12 protein-coding genes are annotated in these 12,349 nt (G+C 60.0%); 10 read left to right on the top strand and 2 right to left on the bottom strand.

Annotation, left to right across the window (positions count from 1 at the left end; translation table 11 throughout):
• Positions 1–77: 77 nt before the first annotated feature.
• Positions 78–1,013 carry a tyrosine recombinase XerC gene (locus FHT93_RS22360; protein WP_113013280.1) on the bottom strand — a complete coding sequence of 312 codons (936 nt, stop codon included), beginning with the start codon at positions 1,011–1,013 and terminating at the stop codon, positions 78–80.
• Between the two features lie 143 nt (positions 1,014–1,156).
• Between FHT93_RS22360 and FHT93_RS22355 the strand changes: the two genes are divergently transcribed.
• The 10 genes from FHT93_RS22355 to FHT93_RS22310 all read left to right on the top strand — a co-directional run bounded on the left by FHT93_RS22355 (position 1,157) and on the right by FHT93_RS22310 (position 11,380).
• Positions 1,157–2,101, top strand: coding sequence for a GNAT family N-acetyltransferase (locus tag FHT93_RS22355; protein ID WP_113013279.1), 945 nt, complete (start codon positions 1,157–1,159; stop codon positions 2,099–2,101).
• 25 nt (positions 2,102–2,126) lie between these two features.
• The gene (locus FHT93_RS22350) at positions 2,127–3,272 is read left to right on the top strand and encodes an AAA family ATPase (RefSeq protein WP_112970835.1); all 1,146 of its coding nucleotides are present in this window, start codon (positions 2,127–2,129) and stop codon (positions 3,270–3,272) included.
• A gap of 54 nt (positions 3,273–3,326) precedes the next feature.
• Complete coding sequence (locus FHT93_RS22345; protein ID WP_183849523.1) at positions 3,327–5,543, top strand: primosomal protein N'; 2,217 nt, start codon at positions 3,327–3,329, stop codon at positions 5,541–5,543.
• A 78-nt stretch (positions 5,544–5,621) separates the two neighbouring features.
• A complete protein-coding gene (locus FHT93_RS22340) occupies positions 5,622–6,011 on the top strand; it encodes a DUF4345 domain-containing protein (protein ID WP_183849521.1) in 390 nt (129 codons plus the stop codon).
• 255 nt (positions 6,012–6,266) lie between these two features.
• Positions 6,267–6,833: a F0F1 ATP synthase subunit delta gene (locus tag FHT93_RS22335; RefSeq protein WP_112970838.1), complete on the top strand. Its 567-nt coding sequence runs from the start codon at positions 6,267–6,269 to the stop codon at positions 6,831–6,833.
• Positions 6,833–8,362 carry a F0F1 ATP synthase subunit alpha gene (gene atpA / locus FHT93_RS22330; RefSeq protein WP_112545595.1) on the top strand — a complete coding sequence of 510 codons (1,530 nt, stop codon included), beginning with the start codon at positions 6,833–6,835 and terminating at the stop codon, positions 8,360–8,362. The genes FHT93_RS22335 and atpA overlap by 1 nt, the downstream gene beginning before the upstream one ends.
• Before the next feature lie 27 nt (positions 8,363–8,389).
• A complete protein-coding gene (locus FHT93_RS22325) occupies positions 8,390–9,274 on the top strand; it encodes a F0F1 ATP synthase subunit gamma (RefSeq protein ID WP_112545594.1) in 885 nt (294 codons plus the stop codon).
• Between the two features lie 23 nt (positions 9,275–9,297).
• Positions 9,298–10,734 carry a F0F1 ATP synthase subunit beta gene (atpD, locus tag FHT93_RS22320; protein ID WP_112545593.1) on the top strand — a complete coding sequence of 479 codons (1,437 nt, stop codon included), beginning with the start codon at positions 9,298–9,300 and terminating at the stop codon, positions 10,732–10,734.
• Positions 10,734–10,973 carry a hypothetical protein gene (locus FHT93_RS22315; RefSeq protein ID WP_112545592.1) on the top strand — a complete coding sequence of 80 codons (240 nt, stop codon included), beginning with the start codon at positions 10,734–10,736 and terminating at the stop codon, positions 10,971–10,973. The genes atpD and FHT93_RS22315 overlap by 1 nt, the downstream gene beginning before the upstream one ends.
• Positions 10,973–11,380, top strand: coding sequence for a F0F1 ATP synthase subunit epsilon (locus FHT93_RS22310; RefSeq protein ID WP_112545591.1), 408 nt, complete (start codon positions 10,973–10,975; stop codon positions 11,378–11,380). The genes FHT93_RS22315 and FHT93_RS22310 overlap by 1 nt, the downstream gene beginning before the upstream one ends.
• 160 nt (positions 11,381–11,540) lie before the next feature.
• Here FHT93_RS22310 and FHT93_RS22305 read toward each other — a convergent pair whose 3' ends face one another.
• Entirely contained in the window at positions 11,541–12,218 is a 678-nt protein-coding gene (locus tag FHT93_RS22305; protein WP_246781704.1) for a sugar transferase, read from the bottom strand.
• Between the last annotated feature and the right edge of the window lie 131 nt (positions 12,219–12,349).

The raw sequence follows: 12,349 nt of genomic DNA, 5'->3' as shown, positions 1-12,349 counted from the left end.
CGGTCACATGTGCTTCAAGCCTCATGCTCTACGCCGGGCTTGCGCATATTCCTTTAAGAGACAGCGTTAACGAAGGCTTATGCGCGTGGATGCGCCCTATCATATACCTCCAGGAGCCTTGATGCATCGACGCCGGTATAGACCTGTGTGGTGGAAAGACTGGCATGGCCGAGCAATTCCTGGATGGTACGCAGATCGCCGCCACCGGCCAGCAGATGCGTGGCGAAGGAGTGGCGCAGCGCATGCGGGGTGGCAGTCTCGGGCAGGCCAAAGGCGCCGCGCAGCTTCTGCATGGCCCGCTGAATAATCGCTGGCTGCAGTTTGCCGCCGCGGGAACCACGAAAGAGCGGCTCGCCTTCGTCAAGATGAATAGGGCAGAGCTGCCGGTATTTAGCGACAGCTTCAAGGACGACTGGCAGCAGCGGCACGAGGCGCGTCTTGTTGCCTTTACCGGTGATGCGCAGCGTGGTGGTGCCGGTCCTGACATCGGCGGGCGTCAGGTCGAGCGCTTCAGAAATGCGCAGACCGCAGCCGTAAAGCAACGTCATGACGGCGGCGTCGCGCGCGGCAATCCATGGCTCGTCATGGAGCTGCGATTCATTGCTGACCGCGGTGATGGCCTGTTTGTCCGACAGGGGCTTCGGGAGAGATTTCGGTTGCTTCGGTGAGCGCACCGCGCTCGCCCCTGCTGCATTGACGAGACCCTTCTTTTCAAGGTGACGCAGGAAAGAGCGAATGCCGGCGAGATTGCGAGCCACGGAACGGGCACCGGAACCTTCCTTGCGGCGGGCGGCCAGAAAGGCGCGGAAGTCTGCCGGGCGCAGCGCCTCGACGTCGCGCAGAGTCGTGGGGCCGCCGAGGTGACCGGTCATGAAGGTCAGGAACTGGCGTGTGTCGCGCTCGTAAGCATCGAGCGTATGTCCGGAAAGACGGCGTTCGCGGGCCAGGTTTTCGAGCCAGGCGCGGCGTTCCGTCATCAGGTGCGGATCGGCGATGATCAGGAGTTCATTCATGGCCAGGGCTCTTGAATTTGATTTCCATAATGCCAATTCTGGAACAGTGGCGTTATGGAATTGCTAATGCTTGCCAAACCCTTGTCATGTATCGATCATAATTCGCTGAGATAGCTTACAGCTCCTATAAGACAGGAATTTTTATGGCACGGCGCGACTCCATGACGGCTTTCGGACAGCTTGCGGAAGCGATCGCCCTGGTCTCACACGGAAAACCCGGCCATATCGTCGATACGCTGATTGCCGAGCGTGGACAGAAGATCGTCCGGCATCCGCTCTGGCCGGTCCTCCGGCCGTTTCTCTACACTCTGCTGCGCTATAACAGGGCGATCGAATTCGCCAGCGACGTTGCCAATATGCCGGGCTTTCAGTCGTTCGAATATATGAGCAACCTGCTGAAGCTCGACATCAACGTCACCAATGGCGAGCGCATTCCGGCGTCCGGCGGTTTCATCCTCGTCAGCAACCATCCGACCGGTATTGCCGATGGCGTGGCTGTCTTTGATCTCCTGAAGACGCGTCGGCCGGATATGATGTTCTTTGCCAATCGTGATGCGGTGCGCGTCAATCCGCGCTTTGCGGAAATAATCATTCCGGTCGAGTGGCGCGAGGAATTCAAGAGCAAGCTCAAGACGCGCGAGACGCTGCAGCTGACCAACCATGCCGTGAAGGAGGGCAAGGCGACGGTGCTGTTTCCTTCCGGCCGCATCGCCTACTGGGCGAATGGAAGGCTGAACGAGCGGCCGTGGAAAACCTCTGCTGTCGGTCTCGCCCGCAAATACGGCCTGCCGATTCTTCCCGTTCATGTGACGGCGCGCAATTCCGGTCTGTTCTACTGGTTTGCCAAATGGTCGACCGAGTTGCGCGATATGACCGTCTTCCACGAGCTTCTGAACAAGAAGGGCGATCGCTTCGATTTCGTCATCGGCAATCTCATTCCTGCCGAACAGCTTGACGGCGACCTGACCGAGGTGACGAAGGCGCTGGAAAAGCTAACGGTCCACGATATGGCGGCTGATGGGAATGCGCAGTTCGTGCCCGTCTCCGCGCAGCCGTTGCGGGAGCCCGTTGCCGCCCATTCTTTTTAGCGTTGCTTTGCGCTAAAGCGAAGACATGCGTCTTCGCTCCATGTTTGCCAAAAATTACCGGTCGCTGCGCTCGATCCGCATGGATCTGGCGGACACCACGCTGTTCCTCGGCGAAAACGGCGCCGGCAAGTCCAATCTCTATCGTGCGCTGCAGCTTGTGCAGGCGGCGGTTCGCGGGCGGTTGGGCTACGAACTAGCGGCAGAGGGCGGGATGTTATCGGCCCTCTGGTCAGGATCACGCCGCACGTCCGATGGGCCTGCTCGAATCCGTCTCGAGGTCGAGATCGTCGACGAGGAGCGCGCCGTCACATTCCGATATCATGTCGAGGCAGGGCTGCGTCCGCCGGCGGCGGCCGGATTCGCGCTGGAGCCGCAGATCAAAGCCGAAGAACTGTCCGTCGAAACCGGTCGACGCGCAGTGACGATGATGAGACGTGCCGGTCCTGGCATCTCCGTCCGCGACGCTGCAGGACGGATGCAGGATTATCCGGACGAAGCCCTGACCTCTGAAACCGCGATCGCGCTCCTTGGGGATGCCGGCCATTTCCCCGAGGTTGCTGCCTTCCGCCGCATTGTCAACAACTGGCGCTTCTTCCACGGTTTTCGTACCGACAGGGCGTCTCCGCTTCGCCACCCCTGTCTCCCGGTCACCAGCCCGATTCTGGATGAGGACGGATCCAATCTCGCCGCCGTCTTTGCAACGCTTGCACATATCCGGCAGGATACGGTCGAGCTTGACCGTATCCTGGCATCTGCGCTCGGTGGGGCGAGGCTTGTCGTGTCGGAACCGGGCGAGACGGCCGAGTTCGGGTTGATGCTTCCGGATTTTCCGCACCGCGTCTTCCATCCGCGCGAGCTGTCCGATGGCCAGATTCGCTTCCTTGGTCTTGCGGCCGCATTGCTCTCTTATCGTCTGCCGGCGCTCATCGCGCTGAATGAGCCGGAGGCGAGCCTGCATCCCGATATGCTCGTGCCGCTTGCCGATATGATCGCCGAAGCGTCGAAAAGCACTCAGGTCTGGATTGTCACCCACTCGGTGCAATTGGCCGAGGCGGTGCGCGAACGCTGCGGCGTTCGCCCGCGAAAGGTTATCCGTGAGAATGGCGCCACTTGGATCGAAGGCATGCGGCTGACGGGAGCGATCGCCGGTGACGACGATGATGACGAATAAGCCTCATCGTCGGCGGGTTCCATTTTTCGGCCGTTGCGGGCATGGTCTGCCGCGATGAGCACAGATTCGTCCGATCTCTTTGGCACGCTTTTCGAGGCCCCGCCCGTGAACCGCACGGTTCCGGTACTGGTGCCGATGCCGGCGCCAAAGCCCTATTCCTACTCGGTGCCCGATGGCATGGCGGTCGAGCCTGGCTCGGTCGTGCAGGTGCCGCTTGGGCCGCGTCAGGTGATCGGCGTCGTCTGGGATGGCGGTGAAGACGGCGTCGATCCGAAGAAGCTCCGACCCATCACCCATGTCTTCGATTGCCCGCCACTCAACAAGGAGATGCGGGATTTCATCGACTGGGTGGCCGCCTATACGCTTTCGCCGCCGGGACTTGTGGCGCGCATGGCGCTGAGGGCGCCGAATGCCTTCGAGCCGGAGCCGATGGTGGAAGGATTGCGCTTCGTCGGCGGCGAGCCGGAGCGGATGACGCCAGCGCGCGCCCGCGTGCTCGATACCGCTGCGGACGGGCTATCCTGGACACGCATCGGCCTTGCGCATGCTGCCGGTGTATCCACCAGCGTCGTCGATGGACTGATTGCGCAGGGCATTTTCGAGACCATCTTCCTGCCGCCGCCACCTGTCGTTGCCACACCCGATCCGGATTTTATCGGCTCCCGCCTCGAGGGGCCGCAGAAGGAGGCGGCCAACGAAATCCTGGACGAAGTGCGCAAGGGGGAATTTGCGGTATCGCTGATCGATGGCGTAACGGGTTCCGGAAAGACGGAAGTCTATTTCGAAGCGATTGCGGAGACGCTGAGGCGGGGCAAACAGGTGCTGATCCTGCTGCCGGAAATCGCGCTTACTGCCAGCTTTCTCGAACGTTTCCAGGATCGGTTCGGTGCGAAACCGGCCGAGTGGCATTCCGATCTTGCACCGCGTATGCGTGAAAAGGTCTGGCGGCAGGCGGTGACAGGCGAGGTGCGGGTCGTGGCCGGTGCGCGCTCGGCGCTGTTTCTGCCTTTCGAGGATCTCGGCCTCATCATCGTCGATGAAGAGCACGATCCTGCCTACAAGCAGGAAGACCGCGTCTATTACAATGCGCGAGACATGGCGGTCGTGCGGGCGCGGATCGGCGATTTTCCACTGGTACTCGTTTCGGCGACGCCCTCGGTTGAAAGCCAGGTCAACGGCCAGAGCGGACGCTACAGCACGATCCATCTGCCGACGCGTTTCGGCGATGCCGCACTGCCCGACCTGCATCTTGTCGACATGAGACGCCATGCGCCGGAGCGCGGCGGATTCCTGTCGCCGGTTCTGATCCGGGCGATCGGCAAGACGGTGGAGAAGGGCGAGCAGGCGCTGCTCTTTCTCAATCGCCGCGGTTATGCGCCGCTGACGCTCTGCCGTGTCTGCGGCCATCGTTTCCAGTGCCCGCAATGTTCGAGCTGGCTGGTGGAGCACCGATTCCGTCGGCAGCTTCAATGCCATCAGTGCGGTTATTCCGAACCGACACCCGAAGCCTGCCCGGAATGCGGAACGCTCGACCATCTCGTCGCCTGCGGTCCGGGCGTGGAGCGTATCGCCGAAGAAGTAGAACGACATTTTCCGGATGCGCGCACCATCGTGCTCTCGTCCGACATCATGGGCGGGGTGAAACGGCTGAGGCTGGAACTCGACGCCATCGCCAAGGGCGAGGCGGATATCGTCATCGGCACGCAGCTTGTTGCAAAGGGCCATAACTTTCCGCTGATGACACTGGTTGGCATCGTCGATTCGGATCTTGGCCTTGCCAACGGCGATCCGCGTGCTGCGGAGCGGACTTTCCAGCTTCTTTCGCAGGTCACCGGACGCGCCGGGCGAACCGGCCTCAAGAGCCATGGGCTGCTTCAGACCTATCAGCCGCAACATCCGGTCATGCAGGCAATCGTCTCCGGCGACGCGCGAGCCTTTTACGAACGCGAGATCAGCGAGCGCGAGCGCGCAATCCTTCCGCCCTTCGGCAGGCTCGCCTCCATCATCGTTTCAGCCGATACGCGGCACGATGCGGAAAACCATGCGCGCGGCATGCGCAATGCCGCACCGCAGGTTGCGGGCATTTCCGTTCTCGGCCCAGCAGAGGCGCCGTTGGCGCTGGTGCGCGGACGCCATCGTTTCCGGCTGCTGGTCCATGGGCGCCGGAACTCGGACATGCAGGCCTATCTACGGGCAATGCTGTCGCAATCACCGAAGGAGAGAGGTTCGATTCAGGTGCAGCTTGACATCGATCCGCAGAGCTTCCTGTAGATCGTTGCAGTCTCAGCGTTTCCGGATGCCGCCGATCATGGCATAAACGCCGAATCAACTGGCGATTTGGGGCGCGGCATGGAATTCTACTTCCCGACGGAATTTAGCGAACAGCTTGCCTTTGGTGCAGCGGCCTTCACCGCCCTTGCCGGCTTCGTCATCATGTTCGCGCCCGGTCTTGCCATGCGGGCTTTCGGGCTCGCACCGCGCGGCGAACGGCGCGAGGGCTTCGGCGAAATGCGATCGATGGGCGGCCTCTATCTCGGCCTCGGCGTTGCCGCGATCATGCTGGCGCAGGACTGGACCTATCTGGCGCTCGGAGCAGCCTTCGCGATGGCGGCTTTCGCGCGCATCATTTCCATCCTGTCAGATAAGGGGAGCACGCTCCTCAACTATTTACTTCTGGTTGCGCAGGCGGCCATGGCCGCATTGCCGCTGCTACACGTATTCGGCTTCCTGCAGGGCTGATCCGAAGCCGAAATTATAGCGTTTCGCGGGCCACTTCAGGACGTTTCAGTAATTTTGCTGACAGAAAATCATGCGAAACACGTATTCGGGCGTTACGCGTGTTGCGAGTCCCGATATCCTATGTTAGACGGACCCCGAATTTCGGAAGAAGCAAGAGGCTTCTCTTGCGATTTCTGGGGGAAATCAAAACGAATTCAAGATCATAGACTCGGCGCCCGTCGGAAGTCGGATTTTGAATTGAAATCAGGGAAATTTGTGCCCGTGGCAGACACGTCCCAGCTTACTTCTGGTGTTGCCGAGCGCTATGCCTCGTCGCTTTTCGAGCTGGCGCTCGAAGAACGCGCAGTCGACAGCGTTACCGCCGATCTTGACCGTTTCCAGGCCATGCTGGACGAAAGCGAAGACCTGAAGCGCTTTGTCCTGAGCCCGGTCTTTTCCGCAGAAGATCAGCTCAAGGCGATCGTCGCTCTTAGCGAAAAAGCTGGCATCTCGGGTTTCTTTGCCAATTTCCTGAAGGTCGTGGCGCGTAACCGCCGCCTGTTTGCCCTGCCGGGCATGATCAAGGCCTTCCGCATCATTGCTGCCAACCAGCGTGGCGAAATTTCTGCCGAAGTCACTTCGGCCCATGCTCTCTCGGCAGAGCAGGAAAATGAATTGAAGGCGGCGCTCAAGGGCGTCACCGGCAAAGACGTGGCGATTGCTGTCACGGTTGATCCGTCAATTCTTGGTGGTCTGATCGTCAAGGTCGGGTCCCGTCAGATTGACACGTCTCTTCGTACCAAACTCTCTACCCTTAAGCTTGCATTGAAAGAGGTCGGCTGATGGATATCCGCGCTGCGGAAATTTCCGCAATTCTTAAAGACCAGATCAAGAACTTCGGCAAAGAGGCAGAAGTCTCGGAAGTCGGTCAGGTTCTCTCCGTTGGTGACGGCATCGCTCGCGTTTACGGCCTGGACAATGTTCAGGCTGGTGAAATGGTCGAGTTCCCCGGCGGCATCCGCGGCATGGCGCTCAACCTTGAATCCGACAATGTCGGTGTCGTTATTTTCGGCGCCGACCGCGACATCAAGGAAGGCGACACCGTCAAGCGCACTGGCGCGATCGTTGACGTTCCGGTCGGTCCGGAACTGCTCGGCCGTGTCGTCGACGCTCTCGGCAACCCGATCGACGGCAAGGGCCCGATCAATGCGACCCGCCGTTCGCGCGTCGACATCAAGGCTCCGGGCATCATTCCGCGCAAGTCGGTTCATGAGCCGATGTCGACCGGCCTCAAGGCCATCGACGCTCTCATCCCGGTTGGCCGCGGCCAGCGCGAACTCGTCATCGGCGACCGCCAGACCGGCAAGACCGCGATCCTGCTCGATGCCTTCCTCAACCAGAAGGCCATTCACGAGAGCGGTCCGGAAGGTGAGAAGCTTTACTGCGTTTACGTCGCCATCGGTCAGAAGCGTTCGACCGTCGCGCAGTTCGTCAAGGTGCTCGAAGAGCGCGGCGCGCTGAAGTATTCGATCATCGTTGCCGCCACGGCTTCCGATCCGGCTCCGATGCAGTATCTGGCACCGTTTGCCGGCTGCGCCATGGGCGAATATTTCCGCGACAACGGCATGCACGCGCTGATCGGTTACGACGACCTGTCCAAGCAGGCTGTTTCCTACCGCCAGATGTCGCTGCTGCTGCGCCGCCCGCCGGGCCGCGAAGCCTATCCAGGCGACGTTTTCTACCTGCACTCGCGTCTGCTCGAGCGCGCTGCGAAGATGAACGACGATCAGGGCGCCGGCTCGCTGACCGCTCTTCCTGTCATCGAAACGCAGGGTAACGACGTTTCGGCCTTCATTCCGACCAATGTGATCTCGATCACCGACGGCCAGATCTTCCTTGAAACCGACCTGTTCTATCAGGGTATCCGCCCGGCCGTTAACGTCGGTCTGTCGGTTTCCCGCGTCGGTTCCTCGGCTCAGATCAAGGCCATGAAGCAGGTTGCCGGCTCGATCAAGGGTGAACTCGCGCAGTACCGTGAAATGGCTGCCTTCGCCCAGTTCGGTTCGGACCTTGACGCTGCTACGCAGCGTCTGCTGAACCGCGGCGCACGCCTGACCGAACTCCTGAAGCAGCCGCAGTTCTCGCCGCTGAAGACGGAAGAGCAGGTCGCCGTGATCTTCGCGGGCGTCAACGGTTACCTCGACAAGCTGCCGGTCGCTCAGGTCGGCAAGTTCGAGCAGGGCCTGTTGTCCTATCTGCGTTCGGAAGGCTCTGCCATCCTCGATGCGATCCGCACGGAAAAGGCTATCAGCGACGCGACGAAGGGCAAGCTCACTGCTGCTCTCGACAGTTTCGCCAAGTCTTTCCAGTAACGGGCCCTAGGTTAGGACGGATAACGGATGCCTTCACTTAAGGATCTGAAAAACCGGATCGCCTCCGTCAAGGCGACGCAGAAGATCACCAAGGCGATGAAAATGGTCGCCGCGGCGAAGCTTCGGCGTGCGCAGGAGGCGGCCGAGGCCGCCCGGCCTTACTCGCAGCGTATGAATGCGGTCCTGGCGAATATTGCCAAGGCCGTTACCGATGCGGACGGTGCCCCGGTTCTGATGACCGGCACCGGCAAGGACCAGGTGCATCTGCTCGTCGTCTGCACGGCCGAACGCGGCCTGTGCGGCGGCTTCAATTCGCAGATTGCGCGCTTTGCTCGCGATCACGTTCGCAAGCTGGTCGCCGAAGGCAAGACGGTGAAGATTCTCACCGTCGGCAAGAAGGGCTATGACATCCTGCGTCGCGAATTCGCGTCGTTGATCGTCGAGCGCAAGGAACTGCGCGAAGTCAAGAAGATCGGTTTCGAGAATGCCGACCAGATCGGCAAGCGCATCATCGAGATGTTCGAAGCCGGCGAGTTTGACGTCTGCACGCTGTTCTACTCCGAGTTCAAGTCGGTCATCAGCCAGGTTCCGACCGCACAGCAGCTCATCCCGGCCAAGGCTCCGGAAGCCGTTGCCGTAGATGAAGAGCATGCTGGTGCCGTTTATGAATACGAGCCGGATCCGGCGTCGATCCTCGACGAGCTGATCCCGCGCAACATCTCGGTCCAAATCTTCCGCGCTCTCCTCGAGAACGTCGCGGGTGAAATGGGCGCCAAGATGAGCGCGATGGACAATGCGACGCGCAATGCTGGTGAGATGATCAACAAGCTGACGTTGAGCTACAACCGTCAGCGTCAGGCTCAGATCACCAAGGAACTGATTGAAATCATTTCGGGCGCGGAAGCGCTCTGAGGTTAGGAAAAGAGGGTCAGAAAATGGCTGAGGCAGCTACCCCCAAGACCGGCTCTGTCGGCAGAGTCACACAGGTTATCGGCGCCGTCGTCGACGTTGCTTTCGAAGGCGAACTGCCGAAGATCCTGAACGCGTTGGAAACCGACAATAACGGTAACCGTCTGGTTCTCGAAGTTGCTCAGCACCTCGGCGAAAACGAAGTTCGTACCATTGCGATGGACTCGTCCGAAGGTCTCGTTCGCGGCCAGCAGGTTACCGATACCGGCGCTCCGATCTCGGTTCCGGTTGGCAACGAAACGCTCGGCCGTATCATGAACGTCATCGGCGAGCCGGTCGACGAAGCTGGTCCGCTGAACACCGCTCACAAGCGCGCCATCCACCAGGACGCCCCGGCTTATGTCGAGCAGTCCACGGAAGCGCAGATCCTCGTCACCGGCATCAAGGTGGTCGATCTTCTTGCTCCCTATGCAAAAGGCGGCAAGATCGGCCTGTTCGGCGGCGCAGGCGTCGGCAAGACCGTTCTCATCATGGAACTGATCAACAACGTCGCCAAGGCGCACGGTGGTTACTCGGTCTTCGCTGGCGTGGGTGAACGTACCCGCGAAGGCAACGACCTCTACCACGAAATGATCGAATCGGGCGTCAACAAGCATGGCGGCGGCGAAGGGTCGAAGGCTGCGCTCGTTTACGGCCAGATGAACGAACCGCCGGGCGCCCGCGCTCGCGTCGCTCTGACCGGTCTGACGGTTGCTGAACACTTCCGCGACCAGGGTCAGGACGTTCTGTTCTTCGTCGACAACATCTTCCGCTTCACGCAGGCTGGCTCGGAAGTGTCGGCTCTGCTCGGCCGTATCCCTTCTGCTGTGGGCTATCAGCCGACGCTCGCAACCGACATGGGGCAGATGCAGGAACGCATCACCACGACGACGACGGGCTCGATCACCTCGGTTCAGGCCATTTACGTTCCGGCCGACGACTTGACCGACCCGGCGCCGGCAACCTCGTTCGCCCACTTGGACGCAACCACAGTTCTGTCGCGCTCGATCGCTGAAAAGGGTATCTATCCGGCCGTCGATCCGCTCGACTCCACCTCGCGCATGCTCGATCCGCTGGTCGTCGGCGACGAACATTATGAAATTGCCCGTAAGGTTCAGTCGACCCTGCAGCGCTACAAGGCCCTGCAGGACATCATCGCCATCCTGGGCATGGACGAACTGTCCGAAGAGGACAAGATCGCTGTTGCCCGCGCCCGCAAGATCGAACGCTTCCTGTCGCAGCCGTTCTTCGTTGCCGAAGTCTTCACCGGTTCGCCGGGTAAGCTGGTTGCTCTCGAAGACACGATCAAGGGCTTCAGGGGCCTCGTCAACGGCGATTACGACCATCTGCCCGAAGCTGCTTTCTACATGGTTGGCTCGATCGAAGAAGCCATCGAGAAGGCCAAGAAGCTCGCTGCCGCTTGATGAGCGACGCTCAGGACGAGATATTCTGCTGCGACACGCTCAAAAGTGTCGTGGCAGAGCTTCCTGAACCGGCCGCGCCGACCATCTACCGGGCCGATAATGGCGTGATGATGATGGTTGTCGGACTGGCTCAGACCGAGGAAGGTCTCGGTTATCTCGATCATGCGATGATGCACTGCCCGTTCTGCGGGACCAAATTGCAAGATGCAAAGGCCATAGCCGAGAAGGTAAGTCACTGATGGCTGACAATTTCAACTTTGAGCTCGTTTCGCCGGAGCGCCTGCTGCTGTCGGAGATGGTGACCGAGGTCGTCATTCCCGCCACTGAAGGCGAGATGACGGTCATGGCCCACCATGCCCCGACGATGACGACCATCAAGCCGGGCATCGTGAGTGTTCGTTCTTCTTCAGGCTCGAAGCAGGATTACGTTGTGTTCGGCGGTTTTGCCGACATCCTGCCGACGGGATGCACGCTTCTTGCTGAATCTGCCCTTCCGGTGGAGGAACTCAACAAGGACGAACTGACCCGCCGCATCGAAGCTGCGAAGCAGGAACTTGAGGATGTCGTGCATCATGAGCACAAGTCCAAGCTTGAGCATTTCATCATGGAAATGACCCGTCTGCAGGGCATGGTCGGTCAGGACTGATCGGTTCAGGTAGACATTCTGGATTGAACAAGAAAGCGGCCTTGAAGGCCGCTTTTTTTATCCGGAAACACGATGCATTTATGCTGAGGCGTGCTGCAAAAGCAAAAAGGCGGTGTTTCGCCGCCCGCCTGATCGATCTGGTCTGTGGAAACTCGGTATCTCAGAAACCGGTGCCGCCGCGCAGCTCGGAGAGCAGCGTGCCAAGCAGGATCTTCATATCCAGCCAGAGGCTGAAATTCCTGATATAATAGATATCGCTGGCGATGCGGGCGCGTGCCTCCGTCGGGCGTTCCGTCGGACCGCGCCAGCCGCGCGTCTGGGCAAGGCCGGTAATACCTGGCCGCATCAGATGGCGGTAATGATATTCAGGCACCAGTTCCTCGTAGAGCATGCCGGCCGCGCGCATGTTGATGGCGTGGCAACGGGGACCGACGAGCGACATATCGCCCTTAATGACGTTGAGAAGCTGGGGCAGTTCATCGATATTGGTTTTGCGCAAGAAGGCGCCGATCCGCGTCACGCGCCGATCACCCTTGACGGTTTGTTCGACGCCGGTGGGATCGCAGAGATCCGCCCGCATGGAGCGGAACTTGTAGACAGTGATCTTGCTACCCTTACGCCCCCAGCGAATCTGTCGGAAAAACACCGGGCCGCCATCGTCGATCACGATGAGGAGGGCGATAGTCAGAAGGACGGGGAACAGGATGATCAGTGCGCTCGCCGCTCCAAAAATGTCGAAAGCTCTCTTCAAGCCAAGCTGAAGCCAGCCTCCGCCATCCAATGAGGCAAAGCTTTCCGGCTGGCGAATATTGGAATTCGCTGCGTCGGGAGCCTTCATCTTCACTGTCTTTACTGAGAAAGCCGTGTCTTGAAGCTTATTTGAAGTAAACACGTTCATTAAGCAACGTCCGTGGAAATACTGGAATAGTGCGTCGCGCTGGCACAAATACATGGACCGGGTCGGTTTGT

Source organism: Rhizobium sp. BK379 (genome assembly GCF_014193955.1).
Taxonomy (GTDB): Bacteria; Pseudomonadota; Alphaproteobacteria; order Rhizobiales; family Rhizobiaceae; genus Rhizobium.
Note: the sequence above shows the minus strand (reverse complement) of the source record. Positions and strands in the feature narration are given on the sequence as shown.

What these genes read in the sequence shown, in the direction of transcription:
- FHT93_RS22340 (WP_183849521.1), top strand. Translation starts at nt 5,622, where the DNA reads ATGGAATTCTACTTCCCGACGGAATTTAGCGAACAGCTTGCCTTTGGT.
- FHT93_RS22325 (WP_112545594.1), top strand. Translation starts at nt 8,390, where the DNA reads ATGCCTTCACTTAAGGATCTGAAAAACCGGATCGCCTCCGTCAAGGCG.
- FHT93_RS22345 (WP_183849523.1), top strand. Translation starts at nt 3,327, where the DNA reads ATGAGCACAGATTCGTCCGATCTCTTTGGCACGCTTTTCGAGGCCCCG.
- atpA (WP_112545595.1), top strand. Translation starts at nt 6,833, where the DNA reads ATGGATATCCGCGCTGCGGAAATTTCCGCAATTCTTAAAGACCAGATC.
- FHT93_RS22355 (WP_113013279.1), top strand. Translation starts at nt 1,157, where the DNA reads ATGGCACGGCGCGACTCCATGACGGCTTTCGGACAGCTTGCGGAAGCG.
- FHT93_RS22310 (WP_112545591.1), top strand. Translation starts at nt 10,973, where the DNA reads ATGGCTGACAATTTCAACTTTGAGCTCGTTTCGCCGGAGCGCCTGCTG.
- FHT93_RS22360 (WP_113013280.1), bottom strand. Translation starts at nt 1,013, where the DNA reads ATGAATGAACTCCTGATCATCGCCGATCCGCACCTGATGACGGAACGC.
- atpD (WP_112545593.1), top strand. Translation starts at nt 9,298, where the DNA reads ATGGCTGAGGCAGCTACCCCCAAGACCGGCTCTGTCGGCAGAGTCACA.
- FHT93_RS22305 (WP_246781704.1), bottom strand. Translation starts at nt 12,218, where the DNA reads ATGAAGGCTCCCGACGCAGCGAATTCCAATATTCGCCAGCCGGAAAGC.
- FHT93_RS22350 (WP_112970835.1), top strand. Translation starts at nt 2,127, where the DNA reads ATGCGTCTTCGCTCCATGTTTGCCAAAAATTACCGGTCGCTGCGCTCG.
- FHT93_RS22315 (WP_112545592.1), top strand. Translation starts at nt 10,734, where the DNA reads ATGAGCGACGCTCAGGACGAGATATTCTGCTGCGACACGCTCAAAAGT.